The 24,383-nt window shown below is 56.3% G+C and carries 22 protein-coding genes; 5 read left to right on the plus strand and 17 right to left on the minus strand.

Going from position 1 to position 24,383, the window contains the following annotated elements; genetic code table 11:
• Positions 1-28: 28 nt before the first annotated feature.
• The 4 genes from HY282_10900 to HY282_10915 all read right to left on the minus strand — a co-directional run bounded on the left by HY282_10900 (position 29) and on the right by HY282_10915 (position 4,491).
• Positions 29-367, minus strand: coding sequence for a P-II family nitrogen regulator (locus HY282_10900; protein MBI3804255.1), 339 nt, complete (start codon positions 365-367; stop codon positions 29-31).
• Positions 368-380: 13 nt separating this feature from the next.
• The gene (locus tag HY282_10905) at positions 381-1,883 is read right to left on the minus strand and encodes an ammonium transporter (protein MBI3804256.1); all 1,503 of its coding nucleotides are present in this window, start codon (positions 1,881-1,883) and stop codon (positions 381-383) included.
• A 45-nt stretch (positions 1,884-1,928) separates the two neighbouring features.
• The gene (locus HY282_10910; protein MBI3804257.1) at positions 1,929-3,119 is read right to left on the minus strand and encodes a porin; all 1,191 of its coding nucleotides are present in this window, start codon (positions 3,117-3,119) and stop codon (positions 1,929-1,931) included.
• A gap of 382 nt (positions 3,120-3,501) precedes the next feature.
• Positions 3,502-4,491 carry a sigma 54-interacting transcriptional regulator gene (locus tag HY282_10915; GenBank protein MBI3804258.1) on the minus strand — a complete coding sequence of 330 codons (990 nt, stop codon included), beginning with the start codon at positions 4,489-4,491 and terminating at the stop codon, positions 3,502-3,504.
• Between the two features lie 329 nt (positions 4,492-4,820).
• On the opposite strand from HY282_10915, the gene HY282_10920 reads away from it, so the two are divergent.
• The gene (locus HY282_10920; GenBank protein MBI3804259.1) at positions 4,821-5,597 is read left to right on the plus strand and encodes a tetratricopeptide repeat protein; all 777 of its coding nucleotides are present in this window, start codon (positions 4,821-4,823) and stop codon (positions 5,595-5,597) included.
• A gap of 6 nt (positions 5,598-5,603) precedes the next feature.
• On the opposite strand, the gene HY282_10925 is transcribed toward HY282_10920, so the two are convergent.
• Positions 5,604-6,110: a Mut7-C RNAse domain-containing protein gene (locus HY282_10925; GenBank protein MBI3804260.1), complete on the minus strand. Its 507-nt coding sequence runs from the start codon at positions 6,108-6,110 to the stop codon at positions 5,604-5,606.
• 156 nt (positions 6,111-6,266) lie between these two features.
• On the opposite strand from HY282_10925, the gene HY282_10930 reads away from it, so the two are divergent.
• Positions 6,267-7,232: a UPF0104 family protein gene (locus HY282_10930; GenBank protein ID MBI3804261.1), complete on the plus strand. Its 966-nt coding sequence runs from the start codon at positions 6,267-6,269 to the stop codon at positions 7,230-7,232.
• A gap of 13 nt (positions 7,233-7,245) precedes the next feature.
• Entirely contained in the window at positions 7,246-8,538 is a 1,293-nt protein-coding gene (locus HY282_10935; protein ID MBI3804262.1) for a cardiolipin synthase B, read from the plus strand.
• A 32-nt stretch (positions 8,539-8,570) separates the two neighbouring features.
• Here the strand turns inward: HY282_10935 and HY282_10940 are convergent, their stop codons facing one another.
• The 10 genes from HY282_10940 to HY282_10985 form a co-directional block, all read right to left on the minus strand.
• Positions 8,571-8,903: a hypothetical protein gene (locus HY282_10940; protein MBI3804263.1), complete on the minus strand. Its 333-nt coding sequence runs from the start codon at positions 8,901-8,903 to the stop codon at positions 8,571-8,573.
• 121 nt (positions 8,904-9,024) lie between these two features.
• Complete coding sequence (locus tag HY282_10945) at positions 9,025-9,966, minus strand: Tim44 domain-containing protein (protein ID MBI3804264.1); 942 nt, start codon at positions 9,964-9,966, stop codon at positions 9,025-9,027.
• Positions 9,967-10,307: 341 nt separating this feature from the next.
• Positions 10,308-13,109 (minus strand): PAS domain S-box protein, encoded by a 2,802-nt coding sequence (locus HY282_10950; GenBank protein MBI3804265.1) that lies wholly within the window; start codon positions 13,107-13,109, stop codon positions 10,308-10,310.
• 482 nt (positions 13,110-13,591) lie between these two features.
• Positions 13,592-14,911, minus strand: coding sequence for a ribosome biogenesis GTPase Der (gene der / locus HY282_10955; protein ID MBI3804266.1), 1,320 nt, complete (start codon positions 14,909-14,911; stop codon positions 13,592-13,594).
• The gene (locus tag HY282_10960; protein MBI3804267.1) at positions 14,899-15,336 is read right to left on the minus strand and encodes a hypothetical protein; all 438 of its coding nucleotides are present in this window, start codon (positions 15,334-15,336) and stop codon (positions 14,899-14,901) included. Before HY282_10960 ends, der begins: the two co-directional genes overlap by 13 nt.
• A gap of 101 nt (positions 15,337-15,437) precedes the next feature.
• On the minus strand, positions 15,438-18,449 hold the full coding sequence (locus tag HY282_10965; protein ID MBI3804268.1) for a VWA domain-containing protein: 3,012 nt from the start codon (positions 18,447-18,449) through the stop codon (positions 15,438-15,440).
• Positions 18,450-18,463: 14 nt separating this feature from the next.
• Positions 18,464-19,276 carry a CbbQ/NirQ/NorQ/GpvN family protein gene (locus tag HY282_10970; GenBank protein MBI3804269.1) on the minus strand — a complete coding sequence of 271 codons (813 nt, stop codon included), beginning with the start codon at positions 19,274-19,276 and terminating at the stop codon, positions 18,464-18,466.
• 481 nt (positions 19,277-19,757) lie between these two features.
• Positions 19,758-20,144 carry a hypothetical protein gene (locus tag HY282_10975; GenBank protein MBI3804270.1) on the minus strand — a complete coding sequence of 129 codons (387 nt, stop codon included), beginning with the start codon at positions 20,142-20,144 and terminating at the stop codon, positions 19,758-19,760.
• A 2-nt stretch (positions 20,145-20,146) separates the two neighbouring features.
• Entirely contained in the window at positions 20,147-20,653 is a 507-nt protein-coding gene (locus HY282_10980; GenBank protein ID MBI3804271.1) for a hypothetical protein, read from the minus strand.
• Positions 20,650-21,450, minus strand: a complete 801-nt coding sequence (locus HY282_10985) for a TIGR04255 family protein (protein MBI3804272.1) — start codon at positions 21,448-21,450, stop codon at positions 20,650-20,652. Before HY282_10985 ends, HY282_10980 begins: the two co-directional genes overlap by 4 nt.
• Before the next feature lie 523 nt (positions 21,451-21,973).
• On the opposite strand from HY282_10985, the gene HY282_10990 reads away from it, so the two are divergent.
• Complete coding sequence (locus HY282_10990; protein MBI3804273.1) at positions 21,974-22,693, plus strand: tetratricopeptide repeat protein; 720 nt, start codon at positions 21,974-21,976, stop codon at positions 22,691-22,693.
• A gap of 23 nt (positions 22,694-22,716) precedes the next feature.
• Positions 22,717-23,031 (plus strand): ATP-dependent Clp protease adaptor ClpS, encoded by a 315-nt coding sequence (locus HY282_10995; GenBank protein MBI3804274.1) that lies wholly within the window; start codon positions 22,717-22,719, stop codon positions 23,029-23,031.
• A 5-nt stretch (positions 23,032-23,036) separates the two neighbouring features.
• Here HY282_10995 and HY282_11000 read toward each other — a convergent pair whose 3' ends face one another.
• Positions 23,037-23,426 (minus strand): YbgC/FadM family acyl-CoA thioesterase, encoded by a 390-nt coding sequence (locus tag HY282_11000; GenBank protein MBI3804275.1) that lies wholly within the window; start codon positions 23,424-23,426, stop codon positions 23,037-23,039.
• Positions 23,427-24,359, minus strand: coding sequence for an isoaspartyl peptidase/L-asparaginase (locus HY282_11005; protein ID MBI3804276.1), 933 nt, complete (start codon positions 24,357-24,359; stop codon positions 23,427-23,429).
• Positions 24,360-24,383: the final 24 nt, after the last annotated feature.

Raw genomic sequence — 24,383 nt, forward strand, 5'->3', positions numbered from 1 at the left:
AGTCTCACCCCGCCTCCTGGTGCCTTCGTTAAAGCGCGGCCTCTCCGGTTTCTCCTGTCCGGATTCGGACGGCCTCGCTCAATGTGGTGACGAAGATCTTTCCGTCGCCGATGCTGCCGGTTTTGGCCGCTGCCATGATGGTGGCGACCACTTTTTCCTCCTCGTCATCGGAAATGGCGATCTCCAGCTTGATCTTTGGGACAAACTCGATCGTATACTCGGCCCCGCGATACTGCTCCTTGTGGCCTTTCTGCCGACCGAACCCCTTGACCTCGCTGACGGTCATTCCGTAGATCCCGATGTCCGAGAGGGCTTTTTTGACCTCTTCCAATTTAAACGGCTTGATCACCGCCTCGATTTTTTTCATTGCTCTCCTCCCCTTAACGCAAAACCTTCTCAGCGCTTTTTTCTGACGATTTCGGCTTCGGTGCGGCATAAGAGACGCTCATTTCAGCCGAGGTGGAGACCATGCTGACGGCGAATTCGGGATAAGCCGAATTGTCGTGCTCGCTGATATCGAGCCCGGCGATCTCCGCCTCTTTCGAGACACGCAGCCCGATGGTTGCATCAACCAGCTTCAGCAGGATCATCGTCATGACGAAAGAGAAAGCCCAGGTCGCCACCACCGTAATCGCCTGGATCGTCAGCTGTTTTGGATTCCCAAAGAAAAGACCATCCGCGCCGGCCGAGTTGATCGCCTTGCTGGCAAAGAGACCGGTGGCCAATGCTCCGAAAGTACCGCCGAGACCGTGAACCCCAAACGCATCGAGTGAGTCATCATAACCGATCATGTTCTTGAGGATCATCGCGCCGAAGTAGCAAACCGCTCCACCGCCGATCCCGATGAGCAAAGAAGGGAGCGGACCGACAAAACCGGAGGCCGGTGTGATGGCGACCAATCCAGCGACCGCGCCGCTGACCGCACCCAACACCGTTGGTTTCCCTTTGTGGGCCCACTCGATGAACATCCAGGTGAGCGCCGCCATCGCCGCCGCGGTATTGGTCACCACGAAGGCGGAGGTTGCGAGAGACCCGGAGGCGACGGCGCTCCCGGCGTTGAACCCGAACCAACCGAACCAGAGAATTCCGGCGCCGAGGACGACCGTCGGCAGGTTATGCGGCGGCATCGGGTCTTTTCCATAACCGACCCGCTTCCCCATATAGAGGGCCGCGGCCAGCGCAGAGACGCCGGAGCTGATGTGAACGACGGTGCCGCCGGCGAAATCAAGCGCACCCATGTTGCGCATCCAGCCGCCGACCCCCCACACCCAGTGCGCCAGCGGATCATAAACCAAGGTCGCCCAGAGGAGCGAGAAGACAAAGAAGGCGGAAAACTTCATTCTTTCGGCGAAGGCGCCGGTGATCAGCGCCGGGGTGATGATGGCGAACATTGCCTGGAAGATCATGAAGGCCTGGTGCGGCACGGTCGCGCCATAGTCGGGATTCGGCTCCAGCCCTACCCCATTGAGTCCCAGCCACTCCAGCCCTCCGATGAGTCCCCCTTTGTCGGGGCCGAAAGAGAGAGAGTAGCCCCAGAGCACCCACTGCACGCTGATCAAGCAGATCAGAATGAAGCTCTGCATCATGGTGCTGAGGGTGTTTTTCGTCCGGACCATCCCGCCGTAGAAGAGGGCGAGCCCGGGGGTCATCAGAAGGACCAGCGCCGAAGAGGCGAGGAGCCAGGCGGTGTCGCCGGTATCGACCTTCGGGGGAGCCGCCGGTGCGGCCGGCGCTCCAGGAGCGGCATCCGCCGCCACCGCCGGAGCCCCTGCGGGCGCGGGGGGCGCGGCGGCCTCTTCCGCCCAAACAGGCAGCGAGAGAGACAAGACCAGCGCCGTGAATATTCCGAATCCAATCCAACTGACTTTCTTGAAACCCTTCATTTATCTCCTCCTATTCCGAATTAAAGTAAACGATTCTGTCTTAGTTTAGAAGCTATAAATGGCACCGAGAACGACCCGGTTTTGGCTCTTCTCGAAGGTAGCCCCTTCTTTTTCGAAAATTTCTTTATCCGCCATATCGTGTCGGTATTCCAGCCGAACGAGCAGATTCCCGGCCACTTTGTGTTCCCCTGTAACCGTGACCTCTTGAACCTTGGGGCCGGTGGTGATTCCGTTGCCCAAGGTGTTCGCTCCGTACATGACATTGTCTTTATCATTGGTCCATTCGTACCGAAGCGCGATCGCGCACGGATCGACCGCCCAGCGGGCATAAGCGGCGACACCGGTCCACTTCATGCTGCTCCCGCCGCCGATCGGATCTTGCTTCCCATAGTCGTAGTTCACCATGAAGGAGAGCGAATCGGTCGGAAGGAAGGAGACGATCGCATCGTAAACCTGTCGACCCTCGAAGCCGCCCGCGGTCGATTGCTCGGGCCCGATCCAATTCAAAACAATCGGAACCTGCTTGATCGGAGTGATTCCGATCTGCGCGCCGAAGGTTTTCATGTTGTTTGTCTCGACCACGTCATTCCAGCCATTTAGAAGATAGGCATTCACAAACAGCATGTCGGAGATCGCATAGTTGACTCGCAGTCCGGCATGGTAGTAGGGGATGGCGCAGCAGAAGAGAAGGCCTCGGGTGTAATTCCAGTTGTCTTTCGACTCGATGACTTCGGCCCCCATGTGGGTGACGAATTTTCCCAGATCCAGGGTTAGATGAATTGGGGTCGCCCAGGTGACATAGGCTTGTTGAATGTTCTTGAACGGTTCTTCAGCGGCGCCTCCCGGGCACGACGGGGTGCCACAGTGGACCAGCTCCGTCGTCGACCCATAATCGAGATCGACCCGGAATCCGACCGGCGAGCTGTCGGTCGGCGTTTTGGAGAAGACCAGCTCGGCCAGATTGATGCTGAAGTCATTGTGATAGATGTCGAAGTTGCTGATGGCGGCGCCGATCTTGTTCATATTGGAGTCGGGCTTGTTGAAGTTATAGCTATAGTAGGTGTCGACAAAACCGTTGATGCTGATCGAGGAGGCGCCTTTTTCAACCACGCCCATCCGCTCCTCGAGCTGTTTGAGACGATCGGTCACTTCCTTCCCGGTATCTTCTGCAAAGACATTCCCGCCGATCAACATCAGTATTGCGATTGCCCAACTCCACACGATTCTCTGTTTCATTCCGAGGGTTCCTCCTGAGTTTGAGTGTCATGGTCAAAAAAAAGCGCCGCTGGATAAAATATCCGGCGGCGCCCTTGCCTGCCTTGTTACTTACGTCATCGTAGTTTGAACTTCGCTACCGTATTGCTCTGATTAAAAAAAAAGGCGCCGCAGGAGGATTTTGGCTATCCACCGGCGGCGCCTTTGCCAGCCTTTGCACGATTACATCGATGTAGTCGGTCTTGATTTATTTATCTAAAGAGCAAGCCATGTGCCAGAGTCGGTTTACCTGGAGAAATCATAAAAAACCTGTATTTATAACTCCCTGGCATCGGGGCGATTCCTCAGTTTGGTCCGAATCATGACGCTTTTGTCGTATTTGCGACAAATTTGTATGTTTCACTCAAAACGTGTTGTCCGGAAAGAGACGGTACTTTCTAATTTTATAGGCAACCTGCCGTGGCGTCATCCCGAGGAGACGCGCCGCCTTGGCCTGCACCCAGCCCGATCGTTCAAGCGCTTTTCGTAGGGCTTCCTGCTCCATCCCCTGCATCCGCTCGCTGAAAGAGGAGTGTTTGATCGATCCGGTCGGCGGGGTCACCGTCTTGATGTCGTTAAAATAGTTCTGAATGGCCGGTGGAATCGTCCTAAACGTGACCGACTCCTCTTCCGCCAGCACCACCAGCCGTTCGATACAATTCTCCAGCTCCCGAACATTCCCCGGCCAGTCATATTGAACAAGGAGCTGGCTCACCTCCTCGGAAAGATAAACTTTTTTGTCGTTTTCCTTATTGAACTTTTCGAGAAAATGCTCAATGAGCAGGGGGATATCCTCCCGCCGCTCCCGAAGCGGAGGCAGATGGATCGGAACCACATTGAGGCGATAATAGAGATCTTGGCGAAAGGTTCCTTCCAGAATTGCATTTTCCAGCAGACGGTGGGTGGCGGCAATGACGCGGACATCGACCGAGATCGTCTCCACCCCGCCGACCCGCTCGAATTCCATCTCCTGCAGCACCCGCAATAACTTTACTTGAACGGAAATCGGCAGGTCGCCGATTTCATCCAAGAAAATCGTTCCACCGTCGGCCAGCTCGAATCGTCCCTTTCGCGTCTGGATGGCGCCGGTGAAGGCCCCCTTTTCATGGCCGAAAAGCTCGCTCTCCAACAATGTCTCGGGAAGGGCGGCGCAATTGACCTTGATAAACGGCTTGTCGGCGCGAGGGCTGTTTTCGTGGATTAACTTGGCGATCAGCTCTTTGCCGGTTCCGCTTTCGCCGCGCAAGAGGGCGGTCGCCTTGCTATGGCTGACCCTGATCAGCTCTTTATAGATATCCCGCATGACCGGGCTGCGGCCGATCAGCGCGCTGGAAAGCCGTGATTCGATGGCCATTAAACTCCTCCTCCCATAGGGCGTCCTTTCCCAAATAGGGCGGGCCCGTGAAGTCGATAGAACGGACGCCGGGGGTACAAAAACAAGACGTCCCACCCCAAGATAGCGCTCGAGGTGGGACGTCTTCGTCAATACACGTCTTCGTGTTGGATATTATCCTAGCGAATTCAAAACAAGCTGTCAAGCTCTTTCGTGTAAATTTAATCGGCCCCTCATTTGTTATAATACCTATAAGGTATGAATATTCGGCGCGGCGTTGACACCCCTCTATCGGAAGTGATATACCCAGTTCAGATCAATTCGGGTTTGTAGGAGCCATGGAACCGGAAATGACATCCGAGAGAGAGCATTCGGGTGTTTTTCTTCAGGGAATGATCTTTCTTCATCGCGGCCATTTTGAGGGAGCGCGTCGCTGCTTTGAGCAGGCATTGGAGGAAGGCCGTCCGAAGGGAGCGCCCGATCAGATCCAGGCGATCCTGTTGAATCTGGGCAACGCCTGCGCCGCCCTCGGCGACCGAGTTGCCGCGCGAGCGTCCTATCAAGAAGTCCTCTCGCTCGACCGGCAAGCGCCCGATCCGAAGGTCGTCGGACAGGCCTTGGTCAACCTCGGCAACCTCTCCCGTGAAGAAGGGGAGGTCGACCGAGCGCGGGCCTATTATCTCGAGGCATCTGACCGTCTGCGCGAGGGGGCCGATGAGGTCGCTTCCGCGGCGTTATACAGCAACTTCGGCCTCCTGGAGCAGACCCTGGGGCATCTGGAGGCGGCGGTTGATCTATTCAAAAAAGCGATCGATCTGCACAAGAAGACCGGCCACGAAGCCGGCCTGGCCGCCACCTGGGGACAACTAGGCCGCATTTATTTTCAGCTCGAGAAAGATCGTTCAGCCGAGAATTGTTTTAACTTTGCCGCAACCCATTTTAATCGGCTCGGAGACCCGGCCGGTGAGGCCGAAGCGCTCCGTGGACTCGCCCAGGTTTACGAGCGGCGTGGTGACCGCGCCCTCAGTCTGAATTGTCTCGCCCATATCGCAGAGATTCAGAAGAATTATGCCCTTCCGCCCGACCCCCGGGACCTGGAACAACGGAATCGACTCTATCGGTCCTGATCGGGATTACCCCTCTTTGGTCTTATTCAGGCGACGCTCCAGCTGCCCGATGAGCCGCCGCATCCGCTTCACATGCTCTCCCTCCCAGAAAAATTGATTGCAGCGGGGGCAATAAACAAAGGTGGAGCGGGTTTGGTAAACATAGGAAGGAACCTGTCCTCTGGCCTCCTCTCTCGACCGCGAAACGAAAAGGGTGTTACATTCGAGGCAGCGGACAAATGAGAGGGCGCCGTTCAGCCCAAAGGTGTCGACGATCCGGTGAAGCTGGGCGCCATGATCTTGATAGTTGTCGAGGAGGAGTCCTCGGATCCGTCCGGACCTCAACCCGCTTCGCTCGAACAGCCGACGATCGCTGCTGAGCACGATCCGGCCCTCGGCTTCGGCGATCCGGACCAACTCCGCATCCTCGACCGGGTTGATGAAAAGGGTGTCATATCCGAGCATCCGCAACTTCCGGACCAGATGGCCGACATTGGTATCGATGATAAATCGCGGTTCGTTGAGCGTCGTCATTTTCCTTCCATAATTTTAACCATTTTAATGCCGAATACAACCGGTGTGGTCGTCACGCCGAGGTCGCCCCCCCTCGTTTTTCTCTGCTGATTCATGTCAGAATGGATAGATTGGACGAGCGCGGCGCGTCTTTTTCACCCGTAGAGAGGGAGAGGATTGAAGTCGGCAACACAAAATTGGATCAATACGATCATCGGTCTGGTCGCCCTCCTCTTTGCGCTCTTTTTCCTCTATCGACAGCTTCGGACCCTTTCGATCTCCGACGGTCTCGCTTACCTCCACGCGCTGAGTCCGGTCCAAATTGTTCTGGCGCTCCTGGCGACCGCGCTCAGCTACCTGATCCTCACCGGCTATGACCGGTTGTCGCTTCGCTTTCTCGAAAAGAGCTTGCCTTATCCGAAAGTCGCATTCGCTGCGTTTGTCTCCTATGCCATCAGCAAAAATCTCGGGATCAGCTGGCTGACCGGCGGTTCGTTGCGATATCGTTTTTACTCCCGGTGGGGGATGACGCTGGTCGAGATCTCAAAGCTGGTTTTATTCAATACCACCACCTTTCTTTGTGGTTTTTTCTTTTGGGGCGGGCTCGCCCTTCTTTTCTTCCCGCCGAGAACCGAAATTATCTCCTTTCTGCGGGGACCGCTCCTCCCTGCCTTCGGCATAGCGCTCTGGGCGGTCTTGCTTCTCTATCTTCTCATTTGCAGCCAGCCCCACAAAACGATCCGGTTCCGAAACCATGTCTGGCACCTTCCCCCCCTGTCGATCGCCCTCTCTCAAGTAGTGCTCGGCGCGGTGGACGTTCTTGCCACGTTGGGGGTCTTGTACCTCCTTCTCCCGTCTCGGACGGTCTCATTTCTAACGCTGTTGACCGCCTATTTTATCGGAGAGGTCGTGGCGATTCTGACGCATGCTCCCGGCGGCATCGGCGTTTTTGAATCGACCCTCTTGGCGGTGCTCGGTCAAGAGATCGCCGCATCGGCGCTCTTCCCCGCCCTTCTTCTCTATCGATTGGTCTATTTTTTCGTTCCGCTTGTCTTGGGAATGATTCTCCTCGGCATCGATGAAGTGCGCGACCGGCCGGGGTCGATCGACATTCTCTTGCATCGAAAAACAGAAAATCGTTAAAATAGAAATACAAATGGCCGACCCGCTGAACAAACGCACCTTGCTCTCCCCTTTGCTCTACCAGAAGACCCGACTGATCTTGATCTGTCTCCTCGGCCTGATTTTAATTTCCTGCGGTGCCGTTCCGAAGCGTCTCGATCAAGATCCCTTCCCCCTCTCTCATCCCGTTTTTTTTAATACTTTAGAAGCCTATACCGGGGCTCCGATCCTCAAAGGGAATCGCGTCCGTGTTCTGCTCAACGGGGATGAGTTCTTTCCCGCCATGTTGAAGGCGATCCGAGGGGCCAAGCAGAGCATTACCTTCGTGAGCTATGTTTATTGGCGAGGCCAGATTGCCGATGAATTTGCAGAGATCCTTGCCCAGCGCGCGCGGGAAGGGATACCGGTTTACCTCCTTCTCGACTCTCAAGGGGCGAAGGCGATGGATGAGAAGAACGTCGTCAAAATGAGAGAGGCCGGGGTCCATTTGTCGTGGTTTCGTCCGCTGAGATGGTATAAGTTTCCTCAGTATAATTATCGAACCCATCGTAAAATCCTGGTCGTCGATGGGAAAATCGGCTTCACCGGAGGAATCGGGATCGGCCAGGAGTGGGCCGGCCATGCGCAAGATCCCGACCATTGGCGGGAGACCTGCGTCGTCGTCGAGGGCCCGGTCGTCCATTATCTGCAAGCGGCGTTTGCTGAAAATTGGATGGAGGCGACCGGGACGATGTTGGTGGGGAACATCTACTTCCATCCGCTGGAAGCGGTCGGCCCGGTCCAAGCACAGGGGATTCGAAGCTCCCCAATGGAGTCGAGCTCCGAGGTCTACATGCTCTACCTCCTTACCCTCTCCGCGGCGGAGCGGACCCTCTACATCACCACCGCCTACTTTCTTCCGGATGATCTGCTTCAGGAGCGGTTAATCCAAGCGGTTCAGCGGGGGGTCGATGTCCGGGTCGTCCTCCCCGGTAAATACAACGACAACTATTTTCTCTATCAGTTGAGCCGAAACGGCTATGGAAAGCTGCTGAAGGCGGGGGTCAAGATTTATGAATATCAGCCGACTTTCATCCATGCCAAGGCGATGGTCGCCGACGGGATCTGGGGGTCGATCGGGAGCACCAACTTCGACAACCGCTCTTTTTCGCTCAACGACGAGTTTAACCTGAATTTCCACGACCGGGAGGTGGCGGGGCGGTTGGAGGAGGTCTTCCAGGAGGATCTCGATCACTCCCGCCGCGTTTCCTATGAAGAGTGGGAAAAACGGCCTTATCGGGAGCGGTTTGTCGGCTGGCTCGCCAGCTGGATCAAGAATTTTTACTGATGAAGCGGCAGGACGATCTCATTTAAGAGGATCTACTTTAAAATGAAGTGCAGTGCAAAGTCAGTGGCAATCGCCGCGAGCGCAATGATATTGAGCCAGGCGATCTTCGGCTGTCCTTTCCGAAAAAAATGAACCGCATTAAAAAGGATAAAGAGCTCGGCAATGTTCGACATCGGCATATGAAGCCATCGCCATCGCCCCAGCGCAAAGGTGAGAAAGTAGAAGAGAAGGGCCAGCGAGACGGTGGTCCACTCCAGCCGCGACGCCCCGCCGGTCCGCTTCAGACGGACCAATGCGGTGATCAGGGAAACCAACACAATCACGAAGAGGAGCGGAAAGAGAGGCCACCAGACTTTGGCTGACATTTCTTATGGTAATCAAAAGCCGCCAGAAAGATCAAGGAGAAAGAGCGCCAGAAACAGAGAGGGGCCTTTGGCCTCAGCCATCAACCGATGGGTCCAAGGAGGTTCTAAGCCGATTGAATTGTTACAGTTGATTAATCGCTGATAATTTCCATCGGTTTTCTCCGACCGGTCGGCTAAAGGTCCAGTATTCTTGAAACTTCACCGGGGCGGTCTTGCTCCCCAATACAACCGCCCCGCTTCGATCATCCGTCGTATAATCTAAGACATTTGCGTCGATTAAAACCGTGATAAAGTCCTGCCCCGACTCCTGCCATGCCTCGGAGATCTCTACCTTTCTGATCGCGATGTTTTCCAGTCGGTTGACCTGTCCTTCTCTAAACATCTGATCGATCTCGACTTGAAAGGTTTTCCGCATTTCATCGGTTAATAAATTGTCAATTAAAGATAAATCCCGATTCATCCAGGCGCTTTGTATTTTGAAAAAGCAATCGAGGATGGTTTCTTTAAAACGGCCTTCCTCGAAGCCGGGATCCATCTGTCGAATATGGGAGAGACCCCGTGCGATCTCATCGGCCTCCTCCGGCTCGGTTCTGCCGCTGCCCGGAAAGGAGGTCATCGAATCCCTCGCATCATTTCCGAGGCCACCCCCATTTGGATAGGAAGAAACGGCGGCCCTTCTCATGGAGACGGCTCTGAAAATGAAATAGCCGATGCCGAGAATAAGGATGATTTCAAAGAGCCCGATTCCACTTCCGCCAAAGCCATCGCCTCCGAAGCCGAGGCTCCTAAATAAGAGCCCGCCGACCAGTCCGCCGAGCAATCCCGCGCCAAAGCTCCTCATAAAACCGCCCCCCGGGGATGGCTGAACGGGAGAGGGTGCGGAGGGTTGTCTCGAAGGGCTGGGAGAAGAGGGGCGGCTTGGTTGGGGAATGCTTCGGGAGCCTCTGCTTCCGGAAGATCTTCCACCGCCCGCCCTTGCAAAGGCTGTTTGTTCAATGAAGCTGACGGATAAAAACAAAACGGCGGCGATCAGGGTGAGCGCTTTAAAAAATCGTCGGTTCATACTGGGTCCTCTTTCTGAACGTTCAACTTAGATTGTGAGAAATGACACCAGGACAGGATGCTCGGATTCCGGTCGGGAGACGAAGATCATTGCGGTTGACGAAGAAGGTTCCTGGCGGGGTTCAAAGATTGTATCTGGTTTTGTAGCAAATGTCTATGTTGAGCGGGAGGGTCCCAGTACGGCGGCTTCTCGGCACCGAACGACTGAACGCGGGCGCGGAACGGTCGCCGAACATCGGCCGCACCTGATCCGGTCGAGGCCACTCAACGGGTCGAGAACAAATTCAGAGAATGAATCTGCTCTCATCCCTTCTTCCCGTTTGGAGTTTCAGGCATCGACCTTTATTTTTGCAGGCCGGTGATGACGTCATGGACGATCTTGCTCAACTGCTCGAGTTGGTACGGTTTGGCGATCACCCCTTTGAAGCCATATTTTGAAAAATCGCTCATAATCGGGTCGTTGGAGTAGCCGCTGGAGACAATCGCCTTTACCCCGGGATCGATCTCCCGCAACCGCTCGATCGCCTCTTGTCCACCCATTTTCCCGGGAACGGTCAGATCCATAATGACCAGATCAAACGGCGCTCCGGCCTCAAGCGCGGTCTGATAGCCTCGGATCGCTTCTATCCCATCCGCGGCATAATCGACGTCATATCCGAGGAGCCGTAAGAGCTCCCCCGCGACGTCCCGAACAGCCTCTTCATCGTCCATGATCAAGATTTTCCCTCGACCGGGGAGGGGCGCTTCGGGTCGATCCTCCGGCTCGATGTTGCGGGAGGAGGCCGGAAGGTAGACCGAAAAGGTCGAGCCTTTCCCCAGCTCGGAGTTAACCGCCATATAGCCGTTATGTTTTTTGATAATCGAATAGGAGGTCGACAATCCCAAACCGCTCCCTTTCTGCTTGGTGGTGAAGTAGGGATCGAAGATCTTCGGAAGAGACTCCTTCGGAATACCGATCCCGGCATCTTGGATGGAGATGCGAACATATCTTCCCGGGGGAAGGGGAAGCGGTTTGCCCATCTCTGCGAGGGTGAAATTCTCCGCGTGCACCCGGATCACCCCTCCCCGCGGCATCGCTTGCTGTGCGTTGATGACCAGGTTGTGAAGGACTTGGCTGATCTGCCCCGGGTCGATCTCCACAGGCCGGAGGTCGTCCGGGATGAAGAATTCCGTCCCGACATTCGATCCACGCAGCGCGAACCGGATCGATTCGTGCAGCAGTGCTCTGAGCGAGGTTGCTTTTTTGATCGGAGCGCCTCCTTTGGCAAAGGTGAGGAGCTGTTGAGCGAGATCCCGCGCGCGAAGCGAGGCCGCCTCGGCGTCGCCCAGCCGCTTATAAAGGGGGTGGGTCGGCTCGACCGACATTTTGACCAGGGAGAGATTCCCCAGAATGGCGGTGAGGATGTTGTTGAAGTCGTGGGCAATGCCGCCGGCCAGAAGACCGACCGCCTCCATTTTGCTCGTTCGGAGAAGATCTTCTTCCATCCGTTTTTTCTGCGTGACATCGCGGAAGACGAGCACCACGCCGACGGTATGCCCCTCCCGGTCCTGAATCGGTGCGCTGCTGTCGGCGACCATCCGCTCGGTTCCATCCCGGGCGATCAGGAGGGTATCCTCGGAGAGTCCGACGGCGGCGCCGGTCCGGAGCGCCTCGGCCGCCGGGTTTTCGAGCTTCCTTCCGCTCTTCTCGTCTTTGATATGAAAGATCTCTTGAAGCGGCCGGCCGACCGCCTCTTTTTGTGTCCACCCGGTCAGGGTTTCGGCAACCTTGTTCATCAGTCGGATCCGCTCCTGCACATCGGTCGTGATCACGCCGTCGCCGATCGATCGAAGCGTCACGAGGAGACGCTCCTTCTCCGCCGCAAGGGCCGCTTCGTCCCGTTTGCGCTCCGTTATATCCATCATGGCGCCGATCATTCGGGCCGGCTGCCCGCGCCCATCGCGAACGATGTAACCGCGATCCAGAAGGGATGCATACGACCCATCCCCTCTGCGAAAGCGATACTCCCCCGACCAGGCCTGATCGCCGCGATCGATTGCTCCCTGGACGCTGGCAATGATCCGCTCCCGGTCTTCCGGATGGATCCGGCTTCGCCACCAATCGATCCGCTCCTCGATTTCATCCGCGTTGTAGCCGAACATCGTCTTGAATCGCTCGTTCCACCAAAGACGGTTTGTAAGAAGATCCCAATCCCAGATCGCATCATTGGTGGCGCGGGTGACCCATTGAAACCGCTCCTCGCTTTTCCGGAGCGCCTCCTCCGCCCGCCTCCGTTCGGTGACATCGTTCGCCAGGACCAGCTTGGCCCGTTTTCCAGCAAAGGGGATGAGGTCAGAGGTGATCTCCACGTCGATGACCGTCCCATCCTTTTTCCGGTTTCGCCAGAGGCCGGCGCGGCCGACCCGGGTGCTGATCTGCGGAAGATCTTTGATCAGCGCGGGGAGATCTTCGTTGGGGCAGAGCTGTTTGATGGTCATCGAGAGGAACTCCTCCCGTTCATAGCCGTAGTGGCGGACGGCCGCTTCGTTGACCGCTAAAAAGACGAGCGTCTCCGGATCAAAGACCCACATCGGATGGGGGTTGTTCTCGAACAAGAGGCGGTACTTTTCTTCCGAGGCCCGCAGCCTCTCCTCCGTTTTCCTCCGTTCTGCGAGCTCCCGCTGCCGGTCGAGGAGGGTCATCGTCTCCTGGGCAATCGTCTCCAACCCATCGAGTTGATTGGAGCTCAGGTGACGGGGTCTGCGGTCCATGACGCAGACCGCTCCCAGTGCATGGCCCTCTGGAGTTCGAAGCGGCGCGCCGGCATAAAAGCGGATGCGAGGATTGGAGGTTACCCAAGGGTGATCGGCGAACCGGGAGTCGGAGGTGACGTCCGAAATGATGAAAAGATCGGACTGCAGGAGGGAATGAGCGCAGAGAGAGAGGTCCCGTGGACTCTCAGAGAATTCAATTCCAAGCCGCGACTTGAACCATTGACGCTCTCGGTCGACGAAGGTAATCAGGGCGATCGGCGTTTCGCAAATATTGGAGGCTAACCGCGTGAGGTTATCAAAGAGGTCCTCGGGGGGGGTATCGAGAATCTGATACTGTTGGAGCACTTCAACTCTTTTGGTTTCATCGGGCGGGCGCGGCGGGCTGATCATGGCATGGCTCCATCCGGAACGGGACTCCTTGTCCCCGGTTGCTTCCTGCAGAAGAGGAGGTCGATTGCGACGGCGCGGTGAAACGAGAAAACCGACAGGACGGGAGACGCTGCAAAGAGATCGGGGGGTGAGGGCCGAGCCGGGCCCCAAGAGGCCGGCAAGTCCTTGCAGTGTAAGAGGGGATCGAAATCAAAAACGGAAGGTTTGAAAGAAAGGAGAAGCGCATCGGTCGGCCTCCAGATCTAAATCGCTTCCTCTGAACGGTGTAAGGAGCCTGCGGGTCTCAGCCCCCTCTTCAAAAGAAGGCGTCCGGTTCTGCGGATAAGGAGTGACCGCTCATCCATGCGATCGATCGCGTCTACTGTTAGACGGCTGTCGTTCATGGACATCGGCCATCGGCGGCAAAGATGGGCGTAAATTAACTATATAGAGTTCATCTTAATGAGTCAATCGGTGAACGGTCCGACCCAAAGGAGCCATCGCTATTTTCGTTGCCGGAGCCGGATACGGATCGGCGTTCCGGTGAAGCCAAAGGCCTCGCGAAGCTGATTTTCGATGTAGCGGAGGTAGTGGTCGGGGACGCCGGTCGGCGCGTTCGCAAAGAGAACGAAGGTCGGCGGCCGGACGCCGGCCTGGGTAATGTAGTAGAGCCGGAGCCGTCTCCCTTTATAGATAGGGGGAGGATGGCTCTCGGTGATCTTCTCGAAGAAGCGGTTTAAGTCGCCGGTGGAAATCCGCTTGGTATATCCCTCATAGGCTTTATCGATGAGGCGGAAAATATGGCCGAGCCCCTCTCCTTTTTGGGCGGAGATATAGGCATATTGCAGATCATTGATGAAGCGAAACCGGAGGTCGATCTGATTGACAATCCGCGCTTCGGCCGCTTCTCCTTTTTTGGCCAGGTCCCATTTGTTGATTAAGACGGCCGACCCCTTTCCCTTTTCGATGATCAAGCCGGCGATCTTGGAATCTTGCTCTGTGATCCCCTCGACCCCGTCGATCAGCAGCAGGGCGATGTCGGCGCGCTCCAGCGCCTCTTTGGTTCGGGCGATGCTGTACTGCTCGACCCCATGCTCGATCTTTCCCCGTTTTCGAATCCCGGCGGTATCGATAAAAAGATAGCGTTTGTCTCGGTGGACGACCCAAGAGTCGATCGTGTCGCGGGTCGTCCCGGGGACGTCGCTGGTGACCAGCCGTTCTTCTCTCAGCAGAGTATTGATCAGGGTCGATTTTCCGACATTCGGCCGCCCCAGCACGACGACCTTGGGAAGGTCGACGACTTCCTCCTCCTCTTCCGCCGGCGTCATGTGAGGGTAGACCGCATCAAGCAGATCGCTGAGGCCCTCGTTGTGCTCGGCCGAGACCGGATGGAGCGGCGCGATTCCGAGTTCGTAAAATTCGGTGAGGCGATCGAGGCCGTGTCCTTCCGTTTTGTTGATGACGTAGTAGACCGGCTTTCCGCTTCTGCGAAGCAGGTCATGGACCGACTGATCAAGCGGGGTGACCCCTTCGCGCGCATCCATCAAAAAGAGAAGGAGGTCGGCCTGTTCGATGGCGATCTCCGACTGGCGGCGGACCTCGCTCGCCATCTCTTCTTTCGATTCGGGGATCAGCCCTCCGGTGTCGATCAGGGTGAACTGACGATCGCGGTAATGGCAGAGCGCCTCGTTGCGATCGCGCGTGATCCCCGGCAGGTTTTGAACGATCGCCTTGCGCTTTCCGACGAGCTTGTTGAAGAGGGTCGATTTTCCGACGTTCGGTCGGCCGACGATGGCGACGATCGGACCTTTTAGCGCTCCCATGGTCTTTTAATCTCCCCCTCCGCCGCTTTGTTCCGGGCGACGATCTCACGCCATTTCTCCGCGAGAGATTCGTCCTCGACCTTGAAGTTGTGTGTCGCAACAAAAGTCAGTCCATGATAGAGATTGATCTTGTACTTTCCCCGGCCATAGGTTTTTGCCAGATAGGCCATCAGCTGCTCTTTCTCCATCAATTCTTTGAGCTCCGCCGTCGTCCGGCTTTCGAGATCGTTGAAAACGACGATCATGCCGACTTTCTCTTCGACCAAGATTTTAATGGAGGCCTCATCGAAGATTTTCTGATATTGCCCCTTCATCTCTCCCAGCTCCGGCGCCCCATGAGAGGCGGTCCGCCGGATCTTCCGGACATACTCCTTGAACATCTCCCACAGCCAGCCCTTAAATAAATCGTCTTGTGCTTCCATCATTTCTCCCCGAAGCGTTTCATTGCGGAATAAGAGAAGAAAGCGATCAGCCGTCAGCTTTTCCCTTTTCTTTCACTCCGCGAAATCCGCATTCCGCAATATAATTATGTCGTCAGCCGTTTGTAGATCTGCGGCAGCTTCACCGGGAGGGTCTCGACCGCGTCGATGATCAGGTAGGCGACCTCGCCATACATCCCCTGTAGGTATTCAGACCCTTCCCGATCGATCGTGATGCAGTAGGAATGGATCCCCCGGCGTTTCGCTTCGCGCAGCGCCATCTTCGTGTCGGCGGTGGCATAGGCGCCGCTGTAGCCGTCATCGAGCGGCTTGCCGTCGCTGATCAAAACCAGCAGCTTCACCTTCGCCGGCTGGGCCAGCAGCTTTCGTGTGGCGTGCCGGATCGCCGCGCCGTCGCGATTTTGGGCGGTTCCATTCATCTCTCCGATCCGCCGGTCGATCTCCGTCCCGGTGCGCTCCTCGAACTCTTTCAGCAAGTAGAAATCGACCGCCTCTTTCCCGCGGCCCGAAAAAGCATAGAGGGCAAAGCGGTCGCCGACCGCCTCCATTGCCCTCGAGAGAAGGACCAGCGCCTCTTTCTCTACATCCAAGACCCGCTTTCCTGTTTTCCGAGGATTCCCCAAAGGCCGGCTTGAGGGGGAGGCCGGGAGCTGCTGTGAGGTTGAGCCGCTGATGTCGACCAAAAACGCCACCGCGACACTTCGCTCTTTCTTCTGCCGCGCCTGATAGATCCGATCCGAAGGGGGATATCCGGCCCGCGCTTCGACCCGGCTGTTCAGCAGCGCGTCGAGATCGAGCTCGTCCCCCTCCCGTTCCCCTTTGATCCGCTTGAGCCCTTCCGGACGAAGGTGTTGAAAGGCGGTCTGAATCGATCCGATCATCCCGCCGTATTCGGCGAGGATCTCCTCGACGGCGCCGGTCGGTCCCGGCGGCACCGGCCGCTCGATGACCTGACACCAGCCGGATCGGTAATCGTCTTGTGCAGCATCCCATTCATCGTACCGAAACCGCTTCCCCCCCGGCGTCTCCTCCCTCGGCATTGCGTCAGCGATCATCCGCTCCGCCAACGGATCGAGCCCCCCCGGCTCTTGGAGCGAGGCACGGGTCACTTCCCCTTTTTGAATCGAGGCCGAGAGGGCGGCCGCCGCAGCTTCGGTGGCAAGATCGATCCCGGCCGCTTTTAGCTTTTCAATCAGCGCTTCGGCTTGTGCCTCGGTCGCTCGCTTCGCTGCTTCAACCCGTCTGGGATCAAGCGTGCCCCGCACCGACGGGGCCAGCGTTCCACCCCCTTCGCCCTCGCCCCGGACCTCTGTTCCTCGCTCTTCAAATTTCTCCATCTCCTTTTCGGGCGCTTCTGGAATCGCCTCCTCGACGTCGAGGAGCAGATAAACCCCTGCCGCCGCGCGCATCGAGAGGGCGACGGCTGCCGTCGCATCGGGGTTTTGAACCGCGCCGAGGGTCCGGCAGGCATCGAACAGAACCGCCTGAAGCGGCGCCGGGACCGGCTCCTTGGTCTTTCCCGCGATCGAGATCTGCTGGAGGAGCTCGACGACCGCCCCGCGCGGGGTCAGACCGGTGAGCGGAGGCCGCCGGTCGAGCTCGCTCTCCCGCATCCGGATCAGGGCCGCTCGCAGCCCCGGGTACTCGAGGCGGAGAAGGTATTCAATCCGTGCTCCCTCGGTGATCTCGAAGAGCCGTTCGATCAAGGCCGGCTCCGGGAAGAGGGAGAAGAAGGAGGCGAGGCCGGAGAATCCGCCGCGCCGTTTATATTTGGTTTGAAGCGATTCAATTAAATCAGCGATCTCATAGGGCTTCGGCGTTGTGAACGTTCCAAATTCAAGGTGGCCGGCTTGAAAGGCGGTGGCGACCCGGTACCATTCGAAGTTGAGCTCCTTGGCGGCAAACCGATCGACATGGGCAGGGAGATAAATCGTCGAGCCATCGGTCGTCGGCGAGGCCGCTCCCCCCTTTCTCCCTTTTTCCCGGTCGATCTGGTCCAGGAGGGTGGTCGGCTGGATGGTGACCGGCCGGCCGGAGAGCGCTTCGGCAAAGCGTTTCAAAAGGCCTGAAACCGACGAGAGCGACAGGCCGCTTCCAAACCGGTCGATCACCTCCCGGGCAGTTTTGGACTCGAAGGAGAAAAAGCCATGCGCCTGGCTCGACCCCCGTTTCACGAGTGACAAACCCTCTTCCACCCACTCGGGGAAATGGGCGGCGGCGGACCCCATTTCTTTCAAAATCTTGGGGCCATTTAAAAAGAGCGCGGCGGCGAGCTCGCCGTCGAACCGGGCCAACAGGAGCGTCCGATCCAACAAAACCCCTTCCAGTCGAAGCGCCTGGAAGGCCGGAAGAATGGCGGCCGCTTCGGAGAAAAGCTTTGCGGCGAGCTCGGGATGCCGCTCGGCGACTTCCGAGGTCAAATCGAGAAGGCGCTCCCGGTCTGCATTGGAAGGAATCTGTGAGAAGGTCTCCGGGCTGGTCCGGATGAATTGCAGCGTGGAGAGGATTTTTCCGGAGGAGAGTTTTCGGCCGATCGTGATCCACTTCGAGAGTAACCCGATCGGCAATAGAAGGAGGAGCGACGGGCTGATCCGGAAATATTCGACCGCCAGGGTGTAATCCTCTTTCCCCAACGCCACCCCCTGCTCGGCCCAGAAGGTGAGGTCGGCCTCGCTCAAGGCCACCTGGGCGAGGAGCGCAGGGGCCTGCTGATAATATTCGAGCGCCAGGTTGTAATCCCGCTCCGCCAGCGAGAGACCCAACTGGATAAAATGTGTCCGAAGGGTCTTCGATGTCAGCTTAGGGAAAACCGCGGGGGCCAATTTGAAGAATCGAATCCCGGCGGCGGACGACTGCTGCGCGATCTGAATTCCCATTCCCACCCAGCCGGCGAGCTCTTCCGGATCGATCGACTGCAAGACGGCCGGTGCGGCCCGGAAATATTCCGCAGCGGCTTTCTTGGAGAAGTCGGAAAGGATCAATCCGATGTCGACCGCCTGCTTCTGCGCGGCCGGAGGGATCGCTGAGAGCCCCTCGATCATCCGGGCGATCTCATCGGCGTCGAGGGCGGTCTCGAAAAGGGTTCGAATCGATTCCAACAGGGGAGGGATCTTCATTCAAAAAAGGTGAAGATGACTTCCATGAGCGTTCGGTGCATCTCGCGGTCGTCGGTCATTGCGTCGGCGATCGCCGCCTCGCAGGCGCGGCGCGGCGGGATTCCTTTTCCGATCAATTGGCCGGCATAGATCAACAGCCGGGTGCTGACCCCTTCTTCGAGCCCGTGGTTCTTCAGGTTGCGGACCTTCTCGCCGACGCCGACCAGCTGCCGGGCGGTCTCCTCGGAGACGCCGGCTTCCCGGGCGACGATCTGCATCTCGGCAACGCGGGGAGGATAGTGAAAGTCGAGCGCGATGAAGCGCTGACGGGTGCTCTGTTTGAGGTCCTTCAAAACGCTCTGATAGCCGGGGTTGTAGGAGATCACCAGCATGAAGTCATCCGAGGCGGCGACGATCTCCCCCTTCTTTTCGATCGGCAAGATCCGGCGGTCGTCGGTAAGCGGGTGGATCACCACGGTCGTGTCTTTGCGCGCTTCGACGACCTCGTCGAGGTAGCAGATCGCCCCATGCTTGACCGCGAGTGCGAGCGGTCCGTCCGCCCAGACGGTCTCGTCCCCTTGCAGCAGGAAGCGTCCGACCAGATCCGAGGCGGTCAGGTCTTCGTGACAGGCGACGGTAATCAGCGGCCGCTTGAGATGGTAGGCCATGTAGGCGACAAATCGGCTTTTACCGCAGCCGGTGGGACCTTTGATTAAGACCGGCCGTTTCGACGCATGGGCGGCTTTAAAGAGCGCCACTTCTTCGCCGACCGGCTGGTAATACGGCTCTTTGTTCAGGTAAAACGGTTCCATCATCGACGGGTGCTGCATGAGACCTCCTGTGCTCAAATCGTGGGGGGATTATAACCTTTCCGGTTTGATAAAACAATCGTTTACCCCCTCTTCAAGGTCCTGTCATTCTGTAATTAAATTCTTTTGAATTGTCAGAAGTTCCTATAAGAGTTCAATTCGTTCTTCCCAAATATTTATCGAGAATCCAGAATGCGTGAAAATCGGTTCTTATAGATTCCCGCTTTGATCCCAGTTCAGGGATCGATCTGAGCGGGAGCGTTTTTCTTGTATTCGAGTGTCTTTCGGCGCGTTGTGTAGATCGCGAGAATGATTCAGTGCGGAGTTTGACTTAATCTGGGGGCCGGGGAGCCTACTTCTCCGGCGAAAGGAGTCTTTGATGCGATTGTGACCTATTGACGATAGCAGGGGGAAGTTGATGGGGCTTTAACGAGTGATTTAGTAAATTTGGTACTGAGATGCCAACTGTAGCGATGCTTTAACGCATTTCGCCCGGGTTCTTTTAGAAAAGGGAAAAACGGGCTTTGCTGGCTAATTTGATAGCAATCAACCTTTGTTTGTCTCTTTGTTCAGGCCAACCGGTGATATTTGCGTGGAGAGGGTGAGGGGCTGAGTCTGGCTCCAATTTAAGATCCCTATCTGAGTCTAAAACATCCGAGACGAGAATATCTGCGCGGCCGATCAGCGGCTTTTCCTGAGGAATTGCCACTCGTTGGTTCCCTATTTCCCGTATTGCCTCCTCGCTAAGACCGGACGAACGATAAACCGAAAGCCTTAAATTAGACGGAGGCATGAAAACGTTGTGCTTGACCGTTCCATTGGATGATCTATAGTACTTCTCGCTCAACACATATCGGGTCAATACCTCGGTTTGTAAAATCGCAGCCAATTTCAAATCTCTGAGGGAAATAGACGCTGGATATTTTCAATAATAATACGGGGAATCGATTCGGTAAAATTCTCGGTCCCATGTATCTCATTGCCGGGGCCAAAAATTCCCGCATAGGCGATTGCGTTGACTCCGCTCACACTGATCACAAAAGTATATTGATTCTCCTTATACCATTCGAAGGCAATATCACCCGTCGGTTCGGGAGCAATTTCCGGAGGAGGAAGGTCCGATGGTAATCGCTCGAGCAACTTCGCCGCTTCAAAGTATGTCTTCTCTGATATCGGCTTTGCGTCATAACCATCCCAATTCGGCTTTCTGCAATCTAAAAAAACCTCCAACAGGGCGCAACGAATTTGAGAGATCCGCTGACCTGAAGCGGTCTCCGAATGGCGCCGCTGGATGTCTTTGATAGCGTCTCGAAGCGAATGAGATTCGTCGCTGACGCCGTAGCTGCTGGAGGTTGCGGTAGTGAGAGGATAATTTAGATGAATGTGCGCGATGCTCATTTACAAAGCTCCACCGTTTTTTCAGTGATACTTTCAAAAAATATTTTATTCTTAAACTTGCGCATCTGATCGATGGTTTCCCAAATTTCTTTTGCGTTCACGTTGTATTGGACCTCTTTGGAAATATCGATATCCAATAATACCGGCGCAATATTCGAAGTCCCCACAGGCTCAAGGGATTGACTGATGATTGCCGTGAAATTCCAAGAGGGTTCGTGGATCACGTTGCGCGTTAAAAAGCTGACCAGCCCTTGCGGAAGGTTTTGAGGAACGCTCGGAGACGCGGTCAAATAATCGCCAAAATCCCCCATGGGAAGCGGAATTTCGAGGCGATTAATATAACGGAGCGCAATTCTCGTCACCAATTCTGGAGGAGCCTGCCTCACGTACAATTGCCAGAGCCGATGGGCCTCCTTATGCAAATCCTCCCAGGTCACGTATGGTTTTAACCTACTGAATGTGAACCCGTCAAGGCGCACTTGAACAACTCGTTTTTTATCAGAAGAGGTGCATAGGTAGCCATCCACATAAGAGGCTGTTTCGAACGTTCTCGTTTTTAGGTCAAACTTACTTTCGGCGCGAATCCGTTCACGTTTTTCAGGATACTCTTTTTCAAACAAAGCATAGATTGATTCCAAAGTCGAGAGGTCGGCATCAGGGCGCAGTTTTACCCTTATATCCACCAGTGCCTCGGTAATGGGAGCTTTTTCTAAATGCCTGGGAGCGACCATGTTCCTCAAATAAGAACTGAAATAATAGAGCAGACGATCACTTCGCAAATAATTATATGCGAACATCTTGCATTTATCAACGTTCGGAAAGAAAGTGGAGAAGCTCCACAATGGTGTCGGAAGCTCAGCTTTATCTTTGAGCGGTTCGCCAATCTGATCCCATCCACTTCGATTCTGAAAATTTTCTTATCCGTCTTTTCAGGGTCAAGCGATTTGATGAAAGTCGGCTCTCCGAAAAGGAAGCGGAGTTCGCGAATATTCCACAGTTGGTTTTTAAGAGCTTCAAACGCTTGGATGGTAAAATATGCGGAGACAATGGAAAGCTCGGAGCCGGTTTTGATTTTCTCTTTTAGAAAATCTCCGACCGCGCCACGGCGGTGGTTCTCGAATGCCGGATTGTAACGGGTTCAAAGTCATTTCTCTTCCAATTGCATCCCGACTCGAAAATACAAGGCCACTATAGTTGAAAACATTGAAAACCTCAAGAGAATCGAAAGAGCGTCGGGCATCCGGAAGCCGTAGAAGAAAAATCTTTTTGACTCCTTCCCTCTTTTGAGGTAAGTTTGGTCTACATTGAGGTTTTCTTCGAATGGAAGACTTTGAGAAGGTGTATGAGCAGGGCCGCGTTGCCTTCGAGGCGGGGAAGGTCCTCGATGCGGAGCGGCTTTTCCTGAAGCTTCTTGAAAACCACCCGCAGGGATATGCCGATATTTACAACAAGCTCGGGATCATCACCTTTCAGAAAGGGAATGCGGAGATGGCGGTCGCCTATTTTAAAAAGGCGCTCCAGATCAATTCCCGTTACACCGAAGCGTCCCTCAACCTGACGATCGCGCTGAACGACCTCGGCCGATACGATGAGGCGGGCGAGGCCTTCTCCAAGGCGGCGCAGGTCGTCCGGTCGGAGGCCAAGTCGGTCGATCCGTTTATCCAAGGAAAGCTGGCCAATGAGCATGCCAAGCTTGGCGATCAATATTTTGAGCTCGGCCTCTATGACGGCGCCCTGGAGGAGTATCGAAAGGCGCTCGCCCTCCGTCCGAAGTTTGTCGATGTGGTGACCAAGGTCGGCATTACGCTGCGCGAGAAGGGGCTCTTCGACGAAGCGATTGAGACCTTTCAGCAGGCGAAAGAGTTCCATCCGAAATACGGCCCCGCCCTGATCCATTTGGGGGTGACCTATTATATGAAGGGGTTTGTCGATTTGGCGCTGCGCGAATGGGAAGAGGCGCAGCGGATCAATCCGGAGGGAAAAGAGGCGCGGGTTTATCTGGCGATGGCGAAGAAAGAGGTCATCGAAGAAGAAAGCTAATGGTGGTCGATTGGGAAAAGGAGATGCGCGGCGCCGGTGTGGCAGCGCTGCCGGAGGTCTCGGAGGAGACCGGATCCAAGATCGAGGAAATCCCTCCGTATAAGGTGATCTTGCTGGACGATAACGTCACCACGATGGAATTCGTCGTCCGCATTTTAATTTTGATTTTTGGCAAAACGATCGACGCGGCGCAAGAGCTGATGTGGCAGGTCCACACCGAGGGGGCGGCGCATGTCGCCACCCTCTCCAAAGAGCAGGCGGAGCTTAAGCAGGAGCAGGTTCATGCCGCCGCCCGCGCCGAAAAATTTCCCTTCCGCTGTGTGATCGAACCGGCCTAACAATCCTAAACAATCTTCGTCACGATCTGAACCACCTCTTCGGGAAGGCGTCTCGGCTTAAACCGGTCATCGACACAGACCAGCCGGACCCACCCTTCGGCGATGACCCGCTCGGTTCCGCCGGCACGGATGAGGTGAGAGAAGGTGAGGCTTGCTCGGCTGAAGTCGACGATCTCGGTTTCCAGATCGAGCAGGTCGTTGTAACGCGCGGCGGCGCGATAATCGACCTCGGCATGGGCGACGACGAAGAGAACGCCGGTTGTGGCGTATGAGGCGACCTCGATTCCCCGCTCTCGGAAATATTCGGTCCGTCCCCGCTCGAAATATTTTAAATAATTGGCATAGTAAACCACGCCGCCCGCGTCGGTGTCTTCATAATAAACCCGAATTTCCATTTACCCTCCTGAGACCTGTTGAAATCGTCCCGCCACCTTCCGACGCCGCCCCGATCGATACCCTCCCGGCATGTAGCCGGTCGTGTGAAGGAGGGCAAAGCTCCCTTCGGCCGAGAGAATGATTGCCCCCGCTTCCCCGTCGGTCCGGCTCTGCATCCGCCGCAGTGCGGTCGCCCCCGCCGCTTCGGGAGAAGCGCCCGCCTCCATTCGCAGCGAGATCTCTCTCGCCAGGCCGGCTCGGATGATCGCCTCGCCGATCCCGGTCATTGAGACAGCCCCGGCGCCGTTGTCGGCATAGGTCCCGGCCCCGATCAAGGGGCTGTCGCCGACCCGGCCCGGAAGCATGAAACGAATCCCGCCGGTCGACGTTCCCGCCGCAAGATCCCCCGATTGATCCCGTGCCGCTGCTCCGACCGTCCCTCCCTCTTCAACCTTCCTTTTTTCTTGGAGCCGGTGAAAAAGGGTCTCCCACCGACCCGGTCCGGTTTCGGTTGAAGGGGGTTTGGTCGCCGTGTGTGAGGGAGGAAGGAGGGGGAGTTTGAAGAGACGGGCGAGCCGCTCGGCCGATTCTCCGATGAGGAGAACATGCGGCGTTTCTTCCATCACCTTCCGGGCGGCCCGGATCGGGGTGAGGATCTTCTCCATCGCCGCCACGGCGCCGGCCGCAAGGTTCTTTCCATCCATGATAGACGCATCCATCCGGGCGACCCCGTCCATCTGGCGCTTCGAGCCCTTTCCTGCGTTGAACCGGCCGCTCTTTTCCAATAGAACGATCGCCGCCTCGACTGCATCGAGTGCCGCGGCTCCTTTCTGAAGCAAACGGTATCCCCGATCGAGCGCCGCGTGAACGGTTTTCAGTTGAAGCCCGGTCGGCGGGGTCGATCCGCACCCACCGTGGATCAATAAAATAGGGGCATGTCTGCGCTGCTTCATCGGTGCTGTTACTTTACCTCAGCA

Source organism: Candidatus Manganitrophaceae bacterium, assembly GCA_016200325.1.
Taxonomy (GTDB): Bacteria; Nitrospirota; Nitrospiria; order SBBL01; family Manganitrophaceae; genus Manganitrophus.